Raw genomic sequence first — 18,643 nt, 5'->3', positions numbered from 1 at the left:
TTCGGTGGTCATTGTTCTTTGGTTTCTTTGCCTTGGATCTTGATGAGTGAAAGGCAAGCGGCAACGAACTGCTTTTCTTGCTCGACGGCGAGTTCGGCTTCGGCCCGTTCATGAACGCCGTCGCCATAATCGGCGAACAGGTGCAACTGTTCCTCACGACCGATCAAGCGGCCGGTCGCAAGCGGCATCAGGCCTTGCTTGACGATGCGCAGATTGAAGAGCCTGATCAGGCCGGCATGGCTCTTGATCTCGCGCGTATCGACGCCCTCGACAGCCTCCAATGTACCGCGTGCAGCGTCGTAACAGGCATAGTAGGCGCGATTGACAGCGCCATCGAGATCCCCTGCGCCGAGCAGAAGCTCGGCGGAGCGCAAGGATTGCTCGGCCTTTTCCAGATGCGGCCTCATGGCTGCATCTCGATCAGCTTGCCGTCGCGGCGCCCGGCTGCGAGCAGCTCGGCGAAGCGTCCGCCTGCTTCCCGCCCCTCCCATTGCGCCTGCGTGAAGGGCCAAGGCTGGATCATTAGCCCGGTATCCGTCAGGGCATCGAAGGCGAGATCGACGAGCCGCATCTTCTCGTCGACCGGCGTCCCTGCGAGTGCCTTCAGCACAATGGCAATATCCGCATCGCTGTCGGAGCGATGCTCGCCACGCGCCCGGCTGCCGAACAGATAGGCCGCGACGAAGCGATGACCGTAGCTGTCGACCAGCCTCTGCCGATAGGCGGCGAGCGCCCGCGAAACTGCAGGCTCGCTCGGCGGCGCCAGCAATTCCGCGAGATCGTTCACCGCTTCACCTCCCAGCTGGTAATCAACTCGCCGGTGGCCGGGTCCTTGCCGTCCATGAGCACGATGCCCATCGCGACGAGCTCGTCGCGGAGACGATCGGATTCAGCGAAATTCTTCGCCTTGCGGGCAGCGAGACGGGCGGCGATCGACGCCTCGACCTTCGCACGCAGGGCGTCGTCGATCTCAGCCGCCGCTACCTTCGGCAGGGCGATGCCGAGCAGATCAAGGCTCGCCTTCAGGCCGGCATGATCACCGGCCTTGCGCAGGGCATGCAGCTCGGCGAGCACCTGAGAGGTGTTGAGATCATCAGCCAGCGCTTCGATCACGCCAGCGGGCACCTGCCCGACCTCCGCCTGCCCGGCAACGGCAGCCCAGTCGGCAAGCGTCTTCTCCGCCTCCTCCAGCGCCTTCACCGTCCAGTCGATCGGCTGGCGGTAATGCGTCTTCAGCATCGCAAGCCGCAGCACCTCGCCGGGCCATGTCCGCCCGCCGAAGGTGTCGGTCGCCAACAGCTCGTTGATGGTGACGAAGTTGCCGAGGCTCTTCGACATCTTCTCGCCTTCGACCTGCAGGAAGCCATTGTGCATCCAGTAGTTCGCCATGCGCGGCGCACCGCCCGCCGCACCGAAGGCGCAGCAGCTCTGGGCGAGCTCGTTCTCGTGATGCGGGAAGACGAGATCGATGCCGCCGCCATGGATGTCGAAGACGTTCCTGGCGGGATCGTCGCATTGCAGGCCACCGCCGAACGGCTCGAGCAGCGCCTTCATCGACATGGCCGAGCACTCGATGTGCCAGCCGGGGCGGCCGGGCGTCTTGATGCCGGCCGGCGACGGCCAGCCCGGATCGATCCCGGCGCGGCTCGGCTTCCACAGCACGAAATCCATCGGATCCCTTTTGTAGGGAGCGACATCCACTCGTGCTCCAGCCACCATCTCGTCGAGCGAACGGCGGGCGAGCGAGCCATAGCGCGGCGCGTCCTTCAGGCCGGTGACGGCGGGCACGTGGAAGAGCACGTGCTCCTCTGCGACATAGGCGACGCCGCGGGCGATCAGGCGCTCGATGATCGCCTTCATCTCCTCGATATGGCCGGTGGCGCGCGGCTCGTCATCGGGGCGCAGATTGCCGAGCGCATCGACATCGGCGTGGAACTGCGCCGTCGTCGTCTGCGTGACCTTCGCGATCGCCTCGTTCAGCGGCAGAGCGGGATAGTCGCGCACGGCGCGGGCATTGATCTTGTCGTCAACGTCGGTGAGGTTGCGGGCATAGCGGACATGGCTGTCGCCGTAGAGGTGCCGCAGCAGCCGGTAGAGCAAGTCGAAGACGATGACCGGCCGGGCATTGCCGATATGAGCGTAGTCATAGACCGTCGGGCCGCAGACATACATGCGCACGTTCTGGGGATCGACGGGGGTGAAGACCTCCTTCGTCCGGGTCAGCGTGTTGTAGAGCCTGAGGGTCGGCTGCATCGAAGCGATGTCCTGGCGAGAAGGCGATAAAAACGGCGTATCCTGGCCGCTGGCCGGGGCGCTGTCTGTCTTTTCGCTTATGACGAGGACGTGAGCAGCCGGCCAGCGAAAGCTAGCGGCAAATAATGCAGATAATGGCGAGGGCTCGCGTCATCCTGCCGTGATGCCTGTCATGTGCGCTTACGTCAAGTGGCAGCTTGGCAACGGTCGATCGCCGTCTTTCCGCCGTCCCGCGATTTGTGCTCTCGCCGCCGCAATGCCGCCACAAGCGGAGGTCGGTTTGCGCGCAACCAAGATTGCCGTGGTTCACGCAGTCTTAACCATTTGGAACCAGTTTGACATGTCGAAGGTTCAGCCCCGGTCGGGTCTCAGGGACATCATCATGCGCCGCGCCGTCGCTCTGGTCGGGCTCTTCGGAATCATCGGCGCCGGTATGTCGCTGGCGCTGCTGCCTGCAACCGGAACCGTCGCCGCCCCCAAGGCCGAGCGCACCTATCTGATCCCGGCCGGAGACGGCTACGGGGTCGCCGACTGCATTTCCAGCAAATCCGAGTGCGGCCAGATCGTCGCCGACGCCTGGTGCGAGTCGCAAGGCCACCGCACGGCAACGGCCTATGGCGTCGCCAAGCCCGAGGACTTCACGGGCTCGACGCCGCGCCAAGCCAACGCAACCGCGACCGAGCAGCCGCTGGCCATCACCTGCAGCGGGTAATCCCGACGCGCGAGTTCTCCCGGATCGACGTGGGCCTTACCTTGCGACAGCCGCCGCTCTGGCGGGGCTAAACAAGGGGCCGCCGACCATGATCCGTACAGCTCTCGCTGCTGCCCTCCTCCTGACGACACTCCTGCCGGCCGACGCCTTCGAGGGGCGCTATCGCACGCCTGGAATCAGCATGACGATCCGCCCGGCCGGCGGCGGCATGTTCAAGGTCGATGCCGAGATCAGCAGCCGACGTTGCGTCGGCGTCATCTCGGCGCGCGGCCGGATCCAGGGCGACCGACTCGTGGCCGAAGCCATGGAGTACGGCGAAATCTGCCGTCTCGACATTCGCCGCAAGGGCCGTGTTCTCACGGTGACGGAGAGCGGCGCCTGCACGCCGTTCCACGGCGCGAACTGCAACTACGTGGGCAGCTATACACTCCGCTGAAACAGCAGCCCCGAACGCGCCTTACCTCACCCATTCCGAGCATTTCGCCACGTCGCCGTTCGCGCCCCAGGGCATGATCGGCACGCTCGAGGTCGAGTTCTGCGGCGAACCATCGATCAGCTTGTCGGTGTAGACCATGTAGATCAGCACGTTGCGTTTGGCGTCGCAGCCGCGCACGATCTGCATCTTCTTCCAGATCAGCGAGCGGCGCTCGCGGAAGACGACATCGCCCTGCGAGGCTTTCTCCTTGAAGCGGATCGGCCCGATCTGCCGGCAGGCGAGCGAGACGTCGGAGACCTCCTCGGCGACGCCGAACATGCCGGAGACGCCGCCCTTCTCGGGCACGGTGTAGTGGCAGGCGACACCCTCGACCACGGGATCGTCGACGCCGTAGACGGCAAGCTTGTCGTCCGGGGTCAGCATCTTCCAGACCGTAGACTTCTTGAAGATCAGGTCCTCCTGCGCCGCGGCCGGCGCGGCGACGCCAGCCAGCGCGAGCAGCGCCGAGGCAGCGAGAAGACAACGACGAAAGCTCATCCAGTTTCTCCCAGAGCATTCCCGCAGAGGGGCCGGCAGGATATGGGATGGCGGACTGTTCCGCACCAGTGCAGGCGCAGCAATCTTCGAACCATCAGACAGAGCGACGACCATGCTGCCGGTGCTGGAAAGCGAGCGCCTTCTCCTCAAGCCGCGGACCGAAGCGGATCTCGACTTCATCGCCGCGCTCAACGCCGATCCTGAGGTGATGCGTTACATCGCGCTCGACTTCATCGCCGCGCTCAACGCCGATCCTGAGGTGATGCGTTACATCGCGGCGGTCGGCGATCCGGCGATGGGGCGCGAGGGCGTCGCGGCGCGCAGCTTCCTCCATACTGGGCGTGGGCTCGGCTATTGGACGGTGCTCGCCCGTGCCGACGCGAACAACCCGCTCGGCTATGTCGGCCTCATTCCGGACGGCGACGACCCGAAGCAGGCCCAGGTCAGCTACCGCTTTGCAGCGCGGCATTGGGGACAGGGTTTCGCTCGGGAGGCGGTAGCCCGGTTGCTCCGCTATGGCTTCGAGGTGCTCGGCCTGCCGGAGGCTCTTGTCGTTACCCATCCGCAGAACGCGGCATCATTGCAGCTCGCAACTCGGCTCGGCTTCGAGCCCGACACAACACGGCATGCTCCGCCTATCGGCGACCCGCCGGTGCCGGCCGCCTGCTTCCGCCAAACCCGGGCCGGCTGGGGCGAATGAAATCAGGCCGCGATCGGCTTGAACGCGAGATAATAGGCCGCGATCGCACCGATGAAGCCGAGCCCGGTCAGGACGAGCTTGAGCCGGGTGAAGCCGCTGGCGATGGCGACGGTGCCGTCATCGAGCGTCGGGAAACGATCGAGCAGGCGCGCGAGGGCGAGATTCTCGACGATGTCGCAGAGCCCGCCGAAGAGCCAGCCGCCGCCGCAGAGCGCCGCCACCCACCAGGGATAGCCGCGCATCGACAGGCCGGTGACGATCAGCGCGCCGACGATCGCATAGACCAGCGCGAAGGCGAGATCGGCCGGCAGCAGCTTGTTGCGATAGACCGCGCGGCGCTCGGGGCCATAGAGCGAGAACAGCTTCTCGACGTCCTCCTTGGTGAAGCCGTCGAAATCGCTCTCCAGTGCGCGATCGACCTTGAGGCTGCGCGCCCAGAGCCAGGAGAGCAGCAGCGTCAGCACCACCAGCGCCGGCCCCCAGAAGAAGAAGCCGAGCGGGATCAGGGTGGAGTAGAAGGTCGGCAGATCTTCCATCAGGCTCGGGCTCCGGAGGCGTCGAGGCCTGAGCCTAGCCCGCCTCGCGCGCCAGCGCCACGGCTTCGCGCAAGACCTGCTCATCGCCGATGTGATTGGCGAGGATCAGGACGAGACGGGCATTGAACGCGGCGCTTTCGCGCTCGTCGAGATCGCGATGCGCCTGGGCGAGCAGCCGGAAAGCGGCGTCAGGGTCGGCGAAGCGCGATTCGCGGGCGAGCTTGCCCGCAGGCGCGATGGTAGCCGCGGCGTTCATCTCCTGCCCTCCATCCGCTCGACCGCGGCCTCGACAACAGCGCGCTTCGGCTCCCGGAAGCGGGCCGCGACATGCCCATCCGGCCGCAACAGCACGGCTGCGCCGTGCTTCAGGGCATAGCGCTGGCACAAGATGTCGTCACCGGCGGCAGGCTCGATCGCGAGAACGCCGGCAGGCGCGCATGCAGCTGCACCATCGCCAAGCAGGACCGGCTGCCCGGCCGCCAAGACTTCGCTCAACCAGGCGTGAGGAGCGCCGGCTAGTGGCGAATCGAGGAAGGGCGCGCCCGGCGGCAGGCCTTCGTCCCGGCCGTCGTCCTCACTCGAGAGCGGCGAGCCGGCATAGGCACTGGCCACCGACAGCCGGCCGGAATTGACGAAGCGCTTGGCGAAGCCGGTCAGCGGCGCCAGCGAGAGGGCCGCCTCGCGCAGCAGCCGCTCCCCCGGCGAGCGCGGCGCGATGAAGTCGGTCGCCCGCGTCGAGTTCAGGATGTTCTCGTCGGCGGCGGTGACGCGCTCGCTGTCATAGCTGCCGAGCAGCGAGACCGGGCTCTTGCCCTGCACGACCAGCGCCAGCTTCCAGCCGAGATTGTCGGCGTCCTGGATGCCGGAATTGGCGCCGCGCGCGCCGAAGGGCGAGACCTGATGGGCGGCATCGCCAGCGAAGACGACACGCCCATGCAGGAACCTGTCGAGCCGGCGGCACTGGAAACGGTAGACCGAGACCCATTCGAGGGCGAAATCGGCATGGCCGAGCATGCGCTCGATCCGGGGCCGGACGATCTCGGGCTGCTTCTCGTGATCCGGGTCCGCATCCGGGCCGAGCTGCAGGTCGATGCGCCATATATCGTCTGGCTGCTTGTGCAGCAGCGCCGACTGGCCGGAATGGAAGGGCGGATCGAACCAGAACCAGCGCTCGGTCGGAAACGGCGCAGTCATCTTCACATCGGCGATGAGGAAGCGGTCCTCGAAGGCCTCGCCGCGGAACTCCAGCCCGAGCAGGCCACGGGTCGGCGAGCGGGCGCCGTCGCAGGCGATCAGCCAATCGGCCTCGAGGGCATAATCCCCGTCCGGGGTGGTGATGGTGAGCCTCGCCCCGTCCTCGCGGTTGTCGAGGCCGGCCAGGCGATTGCTCCAGCGCAGATCGACGAGCGGCTCTGCCAGAACCGCATCGACCAGCGCCGCCTCGACATAGAACTGCTGGAGATTGATGAAGGCCGGCTGCTTGTGGCCGCCCTCGGGCAGCAGGTCGAACTCGTAGAGCTCCATCTCGCCGCGGAAGACCCTGCCTTTCTGCCAGGTGACGCCCTTCTCGACCATCGCCTGCGCGAGACCGAGCCGGTCGAAGATCTCGAGCGTGCGCTTGGCGAAGCAGATGGCGCGCGAGCCCTCGCCGATCCGGTCGGCATCGTCGATCAGCACCACCGGAACCCGCCGGCGCGCCAGATCGAGCGCCAGCGTCAATCCGACCGGGCCGGCGCCGACGATGACGACGGGATGCCGGGCGGGGGCCGGCGCATCCTGATCGGCGCTGCGGCGATAGGCGAACTGGCGGAAGGGCTGCATCAAGCCAACTCCTTGACCGATACGCGATACGTATCATATCTTGAGATATGATCCTGAGCTTCGCCGACAGGGACACGGAACGCTTGTTTCGCGGAGAAGCCTGCGCCGCCCGGCGGCGGGCGATCGAGCGGATCGCGTTGCGAAAACTCGATATGCTCGACGCCGCTGTCACGCTCTCCGATCTGCGCTCGCCTCCCGGCAACCGGCTTGAGGCGCTGAAGGGCGACCGTAAGGGTCAATGGAGCATCCGGATCAACGATCAATGGCGACTCTGCTTCCGCTGGGACGGCGACGGTCCGGCGGATGTCGAGATCGTCGACTATCATTGAGGAGAGATCGCGATGGCTCGGATCAGAACCCATCCCGGTGAGATCTTGCGCGAGGAATACCTCGAACCGCTCGGAATGAGCGCCCGCGCGCTCGCCAGGGCCCTCGATGTACCCGGCAACCGGATCAGCGACATCCTGCGCGAGCGCCGTGATGTCTCGGCCGACACGGCGATCCGGCTCGGCCGCTATTTCGGCACCGATCCGCGCTTCTGGCTCAACCTCCAGGCCGCGCACGACCTGTCCAAAGCCCAAGCCGAGCAGGACTATTCCGCGATCCATCCCCACGCTGCCTAACCCGCCTTCAGCCGCGCAGGTCCAGCCACATCTGGCGGTCGCGCTCATCGGTCCAGATGCGGGGATGGTCGAGGCCGCCGGCCTCGTCATAGGCGCGGGTGACGTTGAACGGCAGGCAGTGCTCGAAGATCACCCAGTCGCCATAGGCCGGCTTCAACGTCTCGTGGACGCGCTCGAAGGTCTCGCGCAGCGAGCGGCCGGCGGCGACATGGCCTTTCACGGCCTCGTAGAGGTCGGTGAGGAAGGCGCGCGTGCCCTTGATGCCGTCGGCGACCATGCCGCGATTCGTCAGCGCCGCGCCGCGGCCCGGCACCATCGCAGCCGGCGCGAAGGCGGCGAGCGCGTCGAGCGTCGTCGGCCAGTCGGTGAAATGGGCGTCGCCGCAATAGGGTGTCGCGCCGTATTCGACGAGGTCGCCGGCGAAGATCACATTGGTGTCGGGCATCCAGGCGACGATGTCGCCGGCGGTGTGGCCGCGGCCGAGCTTCATCAGCCGGACCTCGCGGCTGCCGAGCCAGATCGAGGCATTGTGCGAGAAAGTCGTGGTCGGCCAGGTCAGGCCGGGGCGGATCGAATCAGCGCCCTGGAAGAGCCTTGGGAAGCGGCCGATCTCGCTCGCCTTGTCCTCCTCGCCGCGCTCGACGATCATCGCCCGCGCCGCATCCGATGAGACGATCTCCTTCGCGCCATAGGCGGGCGCGCCGAGCACGCGCACGGCATGATAATGCGAGAGCACGACATGGCTGACCGGCTTGTCTGTGACCTCGCGCACTTTGGCGATCACGCGCTCGGCCATGGTCGGCGTCGCCTGCGCGTCGAAGACGAGCACGCTGTCGTCGCCGACGACGATGCCGCTATTGGGATCGCCCTCGGCGGTATAGGCGTAGACGCCCTTGCCGATCTCGTCGAAGGAGACGGTCTTCTCGCCGAGATCGGCGGTGGAGGCGAAAGCGGGGGAGGACATGGTACTACCTCGTAAACTCGTTGATACTGACGTCATGCTCGGGCTTGACCCGAGCATCTCAGGCCGCAAGAGGCTCCAGTCAGCGCCCTACTCGTCCTGAGATTCTCGGGTCTGCGCTCCGCTTCGCCCGAGAATGACGGTGCGGCTCACCCCGCATGCGGCAGGATGTCCTGCTCGATCGCGCCGAAGATCGAATGGCCGGCGGCGTCCTTCATCTCGATGCGGACGCTGTCGCCGAAACGCAGGAACGGCGTCTTCGGCGCGCCGTGCCGGATCGTCTCGACCATGCGCTGCTCGGCGATGCAGGCATAGCCGAGCCCGCCTTCCGAAACCGGCCTGCCCGGCCCGCCATCGTCATCGCGATTCGAGACCGTGCCGGAGCCGACGATGGTGCCGGCGACGAGCGGGCGGGTCTTGGCGGCATGGGCGATCAGCACGCCGAAATCAAAGGTCATGTCGACGCCGGCCTGCGGCTTGCCGAAGGGCTTGCCGTTGACCTGGGCGAGCAGCGGCAGGCTGAGCTTGCCGTCCTTCCAGGCCGAGCCGAGCTCGTCGGGCGTCACCGCCGCCGGCGAGAAGGCCGAGGACGGCTTTGATTGAAGGAAACCAAAGCCTTTGGCCAGTTCGTTCGGAATCAGATTCCGCAAGCTCACATCGTTGACGAGCATGACGAGGTGGATGAGGCCCCTCGCCTCCTCGGGGCTGACACCCATCGGCACGTCGCCGGTGATCACCGCGATCTCGGCTTCGAGATCGATGCCGTAATCCTCGCTGGCAAGCTTCACCGCCTCGCGCGGGCCGAGGAAGGAATCGGACCCGCCCTGATACATCAGCGGATCGGTCCAGAAGCTCTCGGGCATCTCGGCGCCCCGCGCCTTCCGGACCAGCTCGACATGGTTCACATAGGCCGAGCCGTCGACCCATTGATAGGCACGCGGCAGCGGCGAGGCACAGTCATGCTCGTGGAAGCGGAAGGATGGCACCGAGCCGTGCTCCAGGCTCTCGGCGAGATCCGCGAGGCGCGGCGCGCAGCGCTCCCAGTCGTCGAGGGCGCCCTGCAGCGTCGCCACGACCGGAAACGCGTCGGTTGCGCGGGTCAGGTCGTTCGAGACGACGACGAGGCGGCCATCCCGGCCGTGCATGAGGGATGCTAGTTTCATCTCTTTTCAATCCTCGCCGAACAGTGATGATGGCAGCAAACCGATCCCCGGGAGGAAAGTCCATGCAACGCCGTATGTTTTTGAAGACGGGCGCGCTCGCCGCGGCCGCCGCGCCGATCGCGATGCCCGCGATCGCGCAATCTATGCCCGAAGTGAAATGGCGGCTGACGTCGAGCTTCCCCAAGCAGCTCGACACGATCTACGGCACCGCCCAGCAGTTCGCGAAGTTCATGTCCGACGCCACGGACGGCAGGTTCCAGATCCAGACCTTCTCGGCCGGCGAGATCGTGCCCGGGCTGCAGGCGCTCGACGCGGTCACCTCGGGCACGGTCGAATGCGCGCACACGCCGACCTATTTCTATGTCGGCAAGGAGCCGGCGCTCGGGCTCGGCACCGGCATCCCCTTCGGCCTCAACGCCCGCCAGCAGCATAGCTGGTGGTATTTCGGCGGCGGCGAGCAGATCGTCAACGCAGCGCTGGCCAAGTTCAACGCCTACTCGATCCCCTGCGGCAATTCCGGCTGCCAGATGGGCGGCTTCTTCCGCAAGGAGCTGAAGACGGTCGACGACCTCAAGGGCCTGAAGTTCCGCATCGGCGGCATGGGCGGCGCAGTGCTCGCCAAGCTCGGCGTGGTGCCGACGCAGATCGCAGCCGGCGACGTCTATCCGGCGCTGGAGCGCGGCACGATCGACGCGGCCGAGTTCGTCGGCCCCTATGACGACGAGAAGCTCGGCTTCGTGAAGGTCGCGCCCTATTACTATTATCCCGGCTGGTGGGAGGGCGGCGCCATGCTGCACCTCGTGATCAACCAGGATCAGTGGAACAAGCTGCCCAAGCACTACCAGGCGATCGTGCAGAACGCCTGCGAAGCCGCCAACAACTGGATGCTGGCGAAGTACGACTTCGTCAATCCGGGCGGCCTGCGCAAGCTGATCGCCCAGGGCGCGCAGCTCAAGGCCTTCCCGCAGCCGATCATGGAAGCCTCGCTCAAGGCGGCCGAGGAGTACTATGCCGAGACCTCGGCCAAGAGCGAAGCCTTCAAGAAGGGCTACGAGTCGATGGTCGCCTTTCGCGGCGAGAACCTGCTCTGGTGGCAGGTGGCGGAACTCTCCTACGACGCCTTCATGAACCGGCTGCGCAGCCGCTAGGCCGCAACGTTTCTCCAACCCGTCATGCTCGCCCTTGTGGCGAGCATTCACGTCTTGAACACCACCTTCGATGAAGGAAGACGTGGATGGTCGGGACAAGCCTGACCATGACGGAAGAAGGGCAGTCAAGGATTCTAGGTTGTTCACTTCGCAAAGCCCCGGAATGACGGCCTTTCACCACGCGTCGCGCTTGTTCGGGTCGAAGCGCTTCTTCAGCCCGCTCCAGCAGTCGGCATAGTTGTCCTGCAGCTCCGGCAGGCCGGCGGCATAGCCGGTCAGCCGCTGTGGAAACCTGGTCTCGAACATGAAGGCCATGGTGCCGGTGAGCTTGACCGGCTTCAGCTCAACCGTGCTGGCATGTTCGAACGCCTGGGTGTCCGGCCCATGCGACAGCATCATGTTGTGCAGGCTGAAGCCGCCGGGCGTGAAGCCCTCCGGCTTGGCGTCGTAGACGCCGTAGATCAGCCCCATGAACTCCGACATGATGTTGCGGTGGTACCAGGGCGGGCGGAAGGTGTTCTCCGCCACCATCCAGCGCTCCGGGAAGATGACGAAATCGATATTGGCGGTGCCGGGCGTCTCGGAGGGTGCGGTCAGCACGGTGAAGATCGACGGGTCGGGATGGTCGAAGGAGATCGCGCCGACCGGCGAGTAATGGCGCAGGTCGTATTTGTAGGGCGCGTAGTTGCCGTGCCAGGCGACGACGTCGAGCGGAGACTGGCCGACCTCGGTCTTGAACAGCTCGCCGCCCCATTTGGCGTAGAGGGTCGAGGGCTCCTCGATGTCCTCATAGGCGGCGACGGGCGTGAGGAAGTCCCTGGGATTGGCAAGGCAGTTGGCGCCGATCGGCCCGCGATCGGGCAAGGTGAAGCCGCCGCCATAGTTCTCGCAGACATAGGCGCGCGCCGGCCCGCCCATCAATTCGACACGGAACATCACGCCGCGCGGGATGATGCAGATCTCGCCCGGCTCGATCTCGATGATGCCGAACTCGGTGAAGAAGCGCAGGCTCCCCTCCTGCGCGACGACGAGATACTCGCCATCGGCGTTGAAGAGGTATTCGCGTTCCATCGAGGCGGTGACGAAGAGCATGTGCGCCGCCATGCCAGCCTGGCTGTCGGCGTCGCCGGCGGTGGTCAGGGTGCGCAGGCCGGTGAGGAAGGTCAGCTTCTCCTGCGGGATCGGGATCGGGCTCCAGCGCAATTGGCCGAGCGAGGGCGGCGTCTCGTCCCGGCAGGGCGCGGAGCGCATCAGCCCTTTGTCGACCAGCGTCCAGCGCCCGCCATGCTTGACGCTCGGGCGGATGCGGTAGAGCCAGGAGCGCTCGTTCGTGGAGCGCGGCGCGGTGAAGGGCGAACCGGAGAGCTGCTCGGCATAGAGGCCGTAGGCCGCCTTCTGCGGCGAGTTGCGGCCGATCGGCAGCGCGCCCGGCAGGCTCTCGGTCTCGAAGGAGTTGCCGAAGCCGGACATGTAGCGGCGCCCGCCGCGGACCTGCTCGCCGAAGCTCGATTGAACCGTGGTCTGCACGTTGGTCTGCAGGTTCATGGCCGGCCTCCTCCCGCTGCGTTTCCGCTGCTGGCCGCTTTGACAGACGCTGCCGTTGCGCAATGATCACGGCGCCAGCCTTCCGCGGCCTTCTGTCACTCCAATTAGTTACATGTGCAACTAATGTCAACGACACAAAAACCTGAAGACCGCGCCCTGCATCTCGAGCAGTTCCTGCCCTATCGGCTCAATGTGGTCGGCTTCTTCGCCAGCCGGGCGCTCGGCCGCGTCTACGGCACGCGTTTCGGCATCGGCATCCCGGAATGGCGGGTGATCGCGCAGCTCGGCGAGTTCGGGCAACTGACCTCGCGCGACATCGGCGAGCTCTCGCAGATGCACAAGACCAAGGTCTCGCGCGCCGTCGCCGAACTCGACAAGCGCGGGCTGGTGACGCGGGCCGAGAACCGGGCCGACCGGCGCGAGGCCTTCGTCGCTCTCAGCGCCGCCGGCCAGCGCCTCTACGCCCAGATCGTGCCGCTGGCGCTCGCCTTCGAGGAGCGCTGGATCGAGGGAATCTCGGCCGATGAGCTGCGCGTCTTCGAGCGGGTGCTGGCGCTGCTGACCGAGCGCGGCCGCCATCTCGCCGGCGCCTACCAGACCGAGGAGGCGTGATCGCGCAAGAGACAGATCCGATCGGGCCGAATCGGCCTGATCGGTGAATCTGTCTCTCGCTTTGAGTTTAGAGCCCGGGGCGGATTTGCTGCCCGGGGCGCGATATGCGATGCGCTGACGAATGTGGAACCTGCGTCGAATCGCCCTTCTCCCGGCGGCTGACGCGTACCTCCTTAGTTCCGTCGCGTTTGTAGCATGTGCTTTGCCGGTGCAAGCGACCGACGCTGGCATGGGACGAGTCACAGGGATAGCAACTCTGCCTTCGATGATTTTCGCTTCGCTCCGACGCGCGCTCGCTCCGGCGCTGGCCTTCGCCGCGCTGACAGGCGCAGCCTTGGCGCAGTCGCCGGCTTGCGACAACTGGCGGGCCGAGCTTTCCAGCCTGCAGGGTCAGCGCGGCGGTGGCGACGGCCGTGCCGCCCAGGCGGCGCAGCGCGTCGCCGGGCAGCTGGCGCAGCTCTCCAGCCAATACCGCTCGATGGGCTGCGATCGCGGTGGCTTCCTGTTCTTCGGCGAGCAGCCGCCACCGCAATGCGGCGGCATCCGCGCCCAGCTCGGCGCGTTGCAGCAGCAATATGCCCAGCTTCAGCAGCAGGCGCAGGGCGGCGGCGTCGAGCAGCGCCGCGCTCAGCTGGCCGCGCTGATCAACAATAATTGCCGGGCGCAACCACGCGGCTTCTTCGAGACGATCTTCGGCATCGAGCCGCGCCGTGGTGAGATCGATTCGACAATGCCCGAGCTCGATCCCGACGAACCGCGCGAGCCAGGCGAAAACCAGCCGCGCCAGGGCGGCCCCTACACCGTCTGCGTACGCAGTTGCGACGGCTATTTCTTCCCGCTCGCGAACAGTCCGAGCGGGCGCGAGGGCCAGGACGAGATGTGCCAGTCGCTCTGCCCCGGCACCGAGACGCTGGCCTTCGGCATGAGCAATGGCGGCGACATCCAGAACGCGGTGGCGCGTAGCACCGGGCAGCCCTACTCGTCCTTGCCGAACGCGCTGAAATACACGCGCAGCTTCGACGCCGCCTGCACCTGCCGCGCCCCCGGCCAGAGCTGGGCCCAGGCGCTGGCGAATGCCGAGCAGATGCTCGAGCAGCGCAAGGGCGACATCATCGTCACCGAGCAGCGCTCGCAGGAAATGTCGCGGCCCAAGCCCGAGCAGCCGCAGCGCGGCAAGAAGGGCGCCGCCAATGCGGCCGCAGAGGCCAAGCCGAACACCCCTCCTGCCCCGGCTCCGACCACGCTCCAGGCCGCGCCCGGCGACGAGCCGACGCCGGACGCCAATGTGCCGACCGCCAGCACCGAATCCGCCGGCGTCGGCCCGCAGCGGATCGACGGCGAGAAGACCTTGCAGCAGGGCGACGGGCTGAAGCGCGAGAGCAAGAGCGTCACCGGCGAGCGCCGCACGGTGCGGATCGTCGCGCCGAACCTCGCGCCCAATCTCGGGGTCGGAGCGACCGCGCGGCCGTAGCAGCAAGGCAGCACAGATTCTCGCAGCCCTCATCCTGAGGAGCAGCCGTCAGGCTGCGTCTCGAAGGATGCTCCAGTTGTTTCCGGAGCCGCCTGACGCATCCTTCGAGACGCCGCTTCGCGGCTCCTCAGGATGAGGGCTGAGGCTGTTCAGGCTGGCTCGCGTGACAGCCCGTCATGCGCTTGAAGCAATTCCGCTCAAATCTTCCGTCGCTGACCGGCAAGGAACGCAAGGCTTAGATCAGGGTTCTGCTGCCGGCGCCCGCTGCTGCTCGCGCCGCCTCGAACGCGGAGCAAGCCATGTCGGACCCAGCAATCGCCACCCCCGCCCCGCACGGCATGGACGCCGCCGATACGGCGCGACGCCTGAAGGCGATCTTCATCGGCTCGGTCGGCAATCTGGTCGAGTGGTACGATTTCTACGCCTACACCGCCTTCGCGCTCTATTTCGCGCCGAAATTCTTCCCGTCGCACGACCCTGTGGTGCAGCAGCTCAACGCGGCGACGTTGTTCGCCGCCGGTTTCATCGTCCGCCCGATCGGCGGCTGGCTGTTCGGTCATATCGCCGACCGCTATGGCCGGCGGCTGTCGCTGACCGTCTCGGTGCTGATGATGTGCTTCGGCTCGCTGATCATCGCGCTGACGCCGACCTATGAGACGATCGGCTTCGCCGCGCCGGTGCTGCTGGCGCTGGCGCGGATCATCGAGGGCCTGAGCCTGGGAGGCGAATACGGGGCGAGCGCGACCTACCTCACCGAGATCGCCCATCCCGATCATCGCGGCTTCTATTCGAGCTTCCAGTACGTCACGCTCATCGGCGGGCAGCTCACCGCGATTCTGGTGCTGCTCCTGCTGCAGAACGTCTTCCTGACGCATGAGCAACTGGTCGACTGGGGCTGGCGCATCCCCTTCGTCATCGGTGCGATGCTGGCGGTCACCGCCATGTTCATGCGCCGGAACATGCACGAGACCGAGGCCTTCACCGCCGCCAACAAGGTCAAGAAGCAGGAAAGCTCGCTGCGCGGCCTCCTGAAATACCCGCGCGAGGTCGCGATCGTGGTCGGGCTGACGGCCGGCGGCACCGCCGCCTTCTACACCTTCACCACCTATATGCAGACCTTCGTCAAGCAGACGGTCGGCCTCACCGACATCGTCACCACCTATGTCATCGCGGGATCGCTGATCTTCGCCTCGATCCTGCAGCCGCTCTACGGCCTGATCTCTGACCGGATCGGCCGCAAGCCGCTGCTGATCTTCTTCGGTGTCGCCGGAACGCTGCTGACCGTGCCGATCCTGTCGGCTCTGGAGCAGACCAAGTCACCCTGGGCCGCCTTCCTCTTGATCTCCGGCGCCTGGCTCTTCGTCGCCGGCTACACCTCGATCAACGCTGTGGTGAAGGCGGAACTGTTCCCGACCTCGATCCGCGCTACCGGCGTCGCCGTGCCCTATGCACTGACGGTCTCGATCTTCGGCGGCACTGCGCCGGCGATCGCCCTGTTCTTCAAGCAGCAGGGCCACGAGCAGTGGTTCTACTACTACCTCTCGGCGGTGATCTTCATCTCGCTGCTGGTCTATTCGACCATGCGCGACACCAAGCATGAGTCGGCGATGCACCGGCACGAGTGATCAGCCACATTTCACCGTCATGGTCGGGCTTGGCCCGGGCATCTGCGAAACCCATGCTTTTCGGTCATGAGATTCTCGGGTCCGCGCTTCGCTACGCCCGAACGACGCCTCGTAATGCTCAGGCGCTTTCGCCATTCAAGCGCTTCAGCGCCCTTTCCCGCCCGATCAGCGGCAGCAGCGCCGCCAGCTCCGGCCCGTGGTCGAGACCTGTCAGCGCCTGGCGCAGCGGCATGAACAGCGCCTTGCCCTTGGTTCCGGTCTGTGCGCCGACGGCTTGCGTCCATGTTTTCCAGGTCGTCTGATCGAAGGGCTCGGCCGGCAGCAGCGTAGCCGCAGCCGCAGCAAAAGCTTTGTCAGCAACATGTGTCTCGATCGGCCCCTCGACGATTGTCCACCAGTCCTTGGCGCCCGAGAGCCGGGCGAGATTGCCGCGCACGGCGAGCCAGAACGGCTCGCTGGCGGGAATGCCGAGCTGCTTCAGCCTGTCCTCGACCGCTGCGAAATCGAGCTGGTGCAGGGTGCGGGCCGAGAGCGTCTCCAGCTCGTGCTCATCGAACTTGGCCGGCGCACGCGAGACATGGGCGAGGTCGACCAGCCCGCCGAGCTCGTCGAGGCTCGACACCGGCCGGACCGCATCGGAGGAGCCGGTGAGCACGGCGAGCGCCGCCACCGCCAGCGACTCGATGCCGGATTCGCGCAGGCCCCGCAGCGAGAGATGGCCGAGGCGCTTCGACAGCCCCTCGCCGCTCGCGGTGGTCAAGAGGTTGTGGTGGCCAAAGGCCGGCAGCGCCCCGCCCAGCGCCTGCATGATCTGGATCTGCACGGCGGTGTTGGTGACGTGGTCCTCGCCACGGATGACATGGGTGATCCCCATGTCGAGATCGTCGACCACCGAGGGCAGCGTATAGGGATAGGTGCCATCCTCGCGCACCAGCACCGGATCGGAGAGCGAGGCGCAGTCGACATGGGAGGGACCGCGGACGAGATCGTCCCAGCCGATCTCCTCCCAATCGAGCAGGAAGCGCCAATGGGCTTTCCGGCCCTCGGCTTCGAGCTTTCCGCGCTCTTCGGCCGCCAGCTTCAGGCCGGCGCGGTCGTAGACCGGCGGCAGGCCGCGGGCGAGCTGGCGCTTGCGCTTGCGATCAAGCTCGTCGGCGCTCTCATAGCAGGGGTAGAGGCGTCCGGCGGCACGCAGCTTGTCGGCGGCCGCATCGTAGAGCGCGATCCGCTCCGATTGCTTGATGCTGGCATCGGGGACGACGCCGAGCCAGGCCAGGTCCTCGGCGATGGCATCGGCGAATTCCGGCTTCGAGCGCGCCTGGTCGGTGTCGTCATAGCGCAGCAAGAAGCGCCCGACATGCCGCTTGGCGAAGAGCCAGTTGAACATCAGCGAGCGGGCGTTGCCGATGTGGAGATAGCCGGTCGGCGACGGGGCGGTGCGGACGAAGGGAGTGGTCATGACCGGCCGCTTGTCGCGCGGGACGCGCGCAAGGGCAAGAGCATGGTGCAGCCGTCATGAAAGGAGATCGACAACTGCTCAGATTGACGCAAGGGTAGCGGGCGACGGGGATGTCGATATCTGCGCTCGGAGGCGAGGATGAGCATCACGGCTTCAGTTGGGCTCGGCGGCAAGAACACGGTTCCCGACACGCGCCTGGTCCAGGCGATGATCAACCCGCATACGGCCGCGCTCGGCATCGACCTGCTCGATGTCGACGGCGATTGCGGGCCGCTGACCCGAGGCGGGATCAAGCGCTACCAGCAGGTCTTCCTCAAGATGCCGAGCCCGGATTCGCGGGTCGATCCTGGTGGCAAGACTTTCCTGCACATGGCCAACAACCCGGCGCCGGCCGGCGTCGTGGTCAGCGCCTCGCGCCTTCCCATAAAGCTCAAGGCCGGCGACTTCCTGCCGGTGCCGGTGGTGATGGACCCGGCCGACGGGACGGTGCAGGACGCCTACACCGCCTTCGAATACGAGATTTTCGACAAGGGCGCCCGCATGGTCGGGACCGACTACGCCTTCGGCGTGCCCAACGAGATCGAGGTCTGGCCGAATGCGCAGGTGAGGATCGGCGTGACGCTGGACGCCGGCCTGCTGGCGCATGAGCAATTCCACTACGATGTCGGCTTCGTCGTCTGCCGGGCGCTGGCGCATCAGCTCACCATCGCCCGCGCTCCGACGATCGGCGGGCTGATCACCCAGCTGAACAGCCTCGTCGACCTGCACATCAAGCGTCGCGTCAAGCTGATCCAGCGCCGTTACGACATCGATACCCAGCATGGGCAAAACGCCAAATATCAGCGCATCTGGCTCGATCGGATGACCGCCTGCATCGCCAATCCGACGGCGAACCAGATCGGCGGATTCTGGTTGTAAGACAGCGCTCCGCCGTCTTTCCGGGGCAGGCCGCAGGCCTGAGCCCGGAACCCATGACCACGACGCTGCTTCAGATCGTCATGCTCGCCCTTGTGGCGAGCATCCACGTCTTGAACACCGCAT

General features: G+C 66.2%; 21 protein-coding genes. 10 read left to right on the top strand and 11 right to left on the bottom strand.

Annotated features, from left to right (window positions below; genetic code table 11):
* Nucleotides 1-8: 8 nt before the first annotated feature.
* The 3 genes from BMZ69_RS09880 to cysS are packed head-to-tail and all read right to left on the bottom strand — an operon-like array spanning nucleotide 9 to nucleotide 2,253.
* Nucleotides 9-407 (bottom strand): HEPN domain-containing protein, encoded by a 399-nt coding sequence (locus BMZ69_RS09880; RefSeq protein WP_175506741.1) that lies wholly within the window; start codon nucleotides 405-407, stop codon nucleotides 9-11.
* Entirely contained in the window at nucleotides 404-787 is a 384-nt protein-coding gene (locus BMZ69_RS09875; RefSeq protein ID WP_175506740.1) for a nucleotidyltransferase domain-containing protein, read from the bottom strand. Before BMZ69_RS09875 ends, BMZ69_RS09880 begins: the two co-directional genes overlap by 4 nt.
* Nucleotides 784-2,253, bottom strand: coding sequence for a cysteine--tRNA ligase (gene cysS, locus BMZ69_RS09870; RefSeq protein WP_092156408.1), 1,470 nt, complete (start codon nucleotides 2,251-2,253; stop codon nucleotides 784-786). The genes BMZ69_RS09875 and cysS overlap by 4 nt, the downstream gene beginning before the upstream one ends.
* A 172-nt stretch (nucleotides 2,254-2,425) precedes the next feature.
* Here cysS and BMZ69_RS09865 point away from each other — a divergent pair, with 172 nt between their 5' ends.
* Entirely contained in the window at nucleotides 2,426-2,965 is a 540-nt protein-coding gene (locus tag BMZ69_RS09865; RefSeq protein WP_139219018.1) for a hypothetical protein, read from the top strand.
* 88 nt (nucleotides 2,966-3,053) lie between these two features.
* Nucleotides 3,054-3,401: a hypothetical protein gene (locus tag BMZ69_RS09860; RefSeq protein WP_092156406.1), complete on the top strand. Its 348-nt coding sequence runs from the start codon at nucleotides 3,054-3,056 to the stop codon at nucleotides 3,399-3,401.
* 21 nt (nucleotides 3,402-3,422) lie between these two features.
* Here BMZ69_RS09860 and BMZ69_RS09855 read toward each other — a convergent pair whose 3' ends face one another.
* Nucleotides 3,423-3,938 carry a CreA family protein gene (locus BMZ69_RS09855; RefSeq protein ID WP_092156405.1) on the bottom strand — a complete coding sequence of 172 codons (516 nt, stop codon included), beginning with the start codon at nucleotides 3,936-3,938 and terminating at the stop codon, nucleotides 3,423-3,425.
* A 112-nt stretch (nucleotides 3,939-4,050) separates the two neighbouring features.
* On the opposite strand from BMZ69_RS09855, the gene BMZ69_RS09850 reads away from it, so the two are divergent.
* The gene (locus BMZ69_RS09850; RefSeq protein WP_092156403.1) at nucleotides 4,051-4,638 is read left to right on the top strand and encodes a GNAT family N-acetyltransferase; all 588 of its coding nucleotides are present in this window, start codon (nucleotides 4,051-4,053) and stop codon (nucleotides 4,636-4,638) included.
* A gap of 2 nt (nucleotides 4,639-4,640) precedes the next feature.
* On the opposite strand, the gene BMZ69_RS09845 is transcribed toward BMZ69_RS09850, so the two are convergent.
* From BMZ69_RS09845 to BMZ69_RS09835, 3 genes are read right to left on the bottom strand one after another with little or no spacing between them, the layout of a single operon-like run.
* Nucleotides 4,641-5,174, bottom strand: a complete 534-nt coding sequence (locus BMZ69_RS09845; RefSeq protein WP_092156402.1) for a hypothetical protein — start codon at nucleotides 5,172-5,174, stop codon at nucleotides 4,641-4,643.
* A 34-nt stretch (nucleotides 5,175-5,208) separates the two neighbouring features.
* Nucleotides 5,209-5,430, bottom strand: a complete 222-nt coding sequence (locus tag BMZ69_RS09840; RefSeq protein WP_092156401.1) for a DUF2783 domain-containing protein — start codon at nucleotides 5,428-5,430, stop codon at nucleotides 5,209-5,211.
* Nucleotides 5,427-6,995, bottom strand: coding sequence for an FAD-dependent oxidoreductase (locus tag BMZ69_RS09835; RefSeq protein WP_092156399.1), 1,569 nt, complete (start codon nucleotides 6,993-6,995; stop codon nucleotides 5,427-5,429). Before BMZ69_RS09835 ends, BMZ69_RS09840 begins: the two co-directional genes overlap by 4 nt.
* 47 nt (nucleotides 6,996-7,042) lie before the next feature.
* On the opposite strand from BMZ69_RS09835, the gene BMZ69_RS09830 reads away from it, so the two are divergent.
* Together BMZ69_RS09830 and BMZ69_RS09825 are read left to right on the top strand one after the other, a co-directional pair.
* A complete protein-coding gene (locus BMZ69_RS09830; protein WP_092156398.1) occupies nucleotides 7,043-7,324 on the top strand; it encodes a type II toxin-antitoxin system RelE/ParE family toxin in 282 nt (93 codons plus the stop codon).
* 12 nt (nucleotides 7,325-7,336) lie between these two features.
* A complete protein-coding gene (locus tag BMZ69_RS09825) occupies nucleotides 7,337-7,618 on the top strand; it encodes a HigA family addiction module antitoxin (RefSeq protein WP_092156397.1) in 282 nt (93 codons plus the stop codon).
* 7 nt (nucleotides 7,619-7,625) lie between these two features.
* Here the strand turns inward: BMZ69_RS09825 and BMZ69_RS09820 are convergent, their stop codons facing one another.
* Both BMZ69_RS09820 and BMZ69_RS09815 read right to left on the bottom strand, forming a co-directional pair.
* On the bottom strand, nucleotides 7,626-8,582 hold the full coding sequence (locus BMZ69_RS09820) for an MBL fold metallo-hydrolase (RefSeq protein ID WP_092156395.1): 957 nt from the start codon (nucleotides 8,580-8,582) through the stop codon (nucleotides 7,626-7,628).
* 146 nt (nucleotides 8,583-8,728) lie between these two features.
* Complete coding sequence (locus BMZ69_RS09815; protein ID WP_092156394.1) at nucleotides 8,729-9,742, bottom strand: fumarylacetoacetate hydrolase family protein; 1,014 nt, start codon at nucleotides 9,740-9,742, stop codon at nucleotides 8,729-8,731.
* A 62-nt stretch (nucleotides 9,743-9,804) separates the two neighbouring features.
* Here BMZ69_RS09815 and dctP point away from each other — a divergent pair, with 62 nt between their 5' ends.
* Nucleotides 9,805-10,890 carry a TRAP transporter substrate-binding protein gene (dctP, locus tag BMZ69_RS09810; protein WP_092156392.1) on the top strand — a complete coding sequence of 362 codons (1,086 nt, stop codon included), beginning with the start codon at nucleotides 9,805-9,807 and terminating at the stop codon, nucleotides 10,888-10,890.
* Nucleotides 10,891-11,064: 174 nt separating this feature from the next.
* Here the strand turns inward: dctP and hmgA are convergent, their stop codons facing one another.
* Nucleotides 11,065-12,360: a homogentisate 1,2-dioxygenase gene (gene hmgA / locus BMZ69_RS09805; protein ID WP_348272462.1), complete on the bottom strand. Its 1,296-nt coding sequence runs from the start codon at nucleotides 12,358-12,360 to the stop codon at nucleotides 11,065-11,067.
* Between the two features lie 198 nt (nucleotides 12,361-12,558).
* On the opposite strand from hmgA, the gene BMZ69_RS09800 reads away from it, so the two are divergent.
* From BMZ69_RS09800 to BMZ69_RS09790, 3 genes are all read left to right on the top strand, one after another.
* The gene (locus BMZ69_RS09800) at nucleotides 12,559-13,047 is read left to right on the top strand and encodes a MarR family winged helix-turn-helix transcriptional regulator (protein WP_092156388.1); all 489 of its coding nucleotides are present in this window, start codon (nucleotides 12,559-12,561) and stop codon (nucleotides 13,045-13,047) included.
* Between the two features lie 265 nt (nucleotides 13,048-13,312).
* The gene (locus BMZ69_RS09795) at nucleotides 13,313-14,518 is read left to right on the top strand and encodes a DUF2865 domain-containing protein (RefSeq protein ID WP_175506739.1); all 1,206 of its coding nucleotides are present in this window, start codon (nucleotides 13,313-13,315) and stop codon (nucleotides 14,516-14,518) included.
* Between the two features lie 299 nt (nucleotides 14,519-14,817).
* Nucleotides 14,818-16,143, top strand: a complete 1,326-nt coding sequence (locus BMZ69_RS09790; protein ID WP_092156385.1) for an MFS transporter — start codon at nucleotides 14,818-14,820, stop codon at nucleotides 16,141-16,143.
* Nucleotides 16,144-16,261: 118 nt separating this feature from the next.
* On the opposite strand, the gene gltX is transcribed toward BMZ69_RS09790, so the two are convergent.
* Nucleotides 16,262-17,602 (bottom strand): glutamate--tRNA ligase, encoded by a 1,341-nt coding sequence (gltX, locus tag BMZ69_RS09785; protein ID WP_092156384.1) that lies wholly within the window; start codon nucleotides 17,600-17,602, stop codon nucleotides 16,262-16,264.
* 138 nt (nucleotides 17,603-17,740) lie between these two features.
* On the opposite strand from gltX, the gene BMZ69_RS31570 reads away from it, so the two are divergent.
* Nucleotides 17,741-18,520 (top strand): hypothetical protein, encoded by a 780-nt coding sequence (locus tag BMZ69_RS31570; RefSeq protein WP_092156382.1) that lies wholly within the window; start codon nucleotides 17,741-17,743, stop codon nucleotides 18,518-18,520.
* Nucleotides 18,521-18,643: the final 123 nt, after the last annotated feature.

Source organism: Allobosea sp. CRIB-10, assembly GCF_900112185.1.
Classification (GTDB): Bacteria; Pseudomonadota; Alphaproteobacteria; order Rhizobiales; family Beijerinckiaceae; genus Allobosea.
Note: the sequence above shows the minus strand (reverse complement) of the source record. Positions and strands in the feature narration are given on the sequence as shown.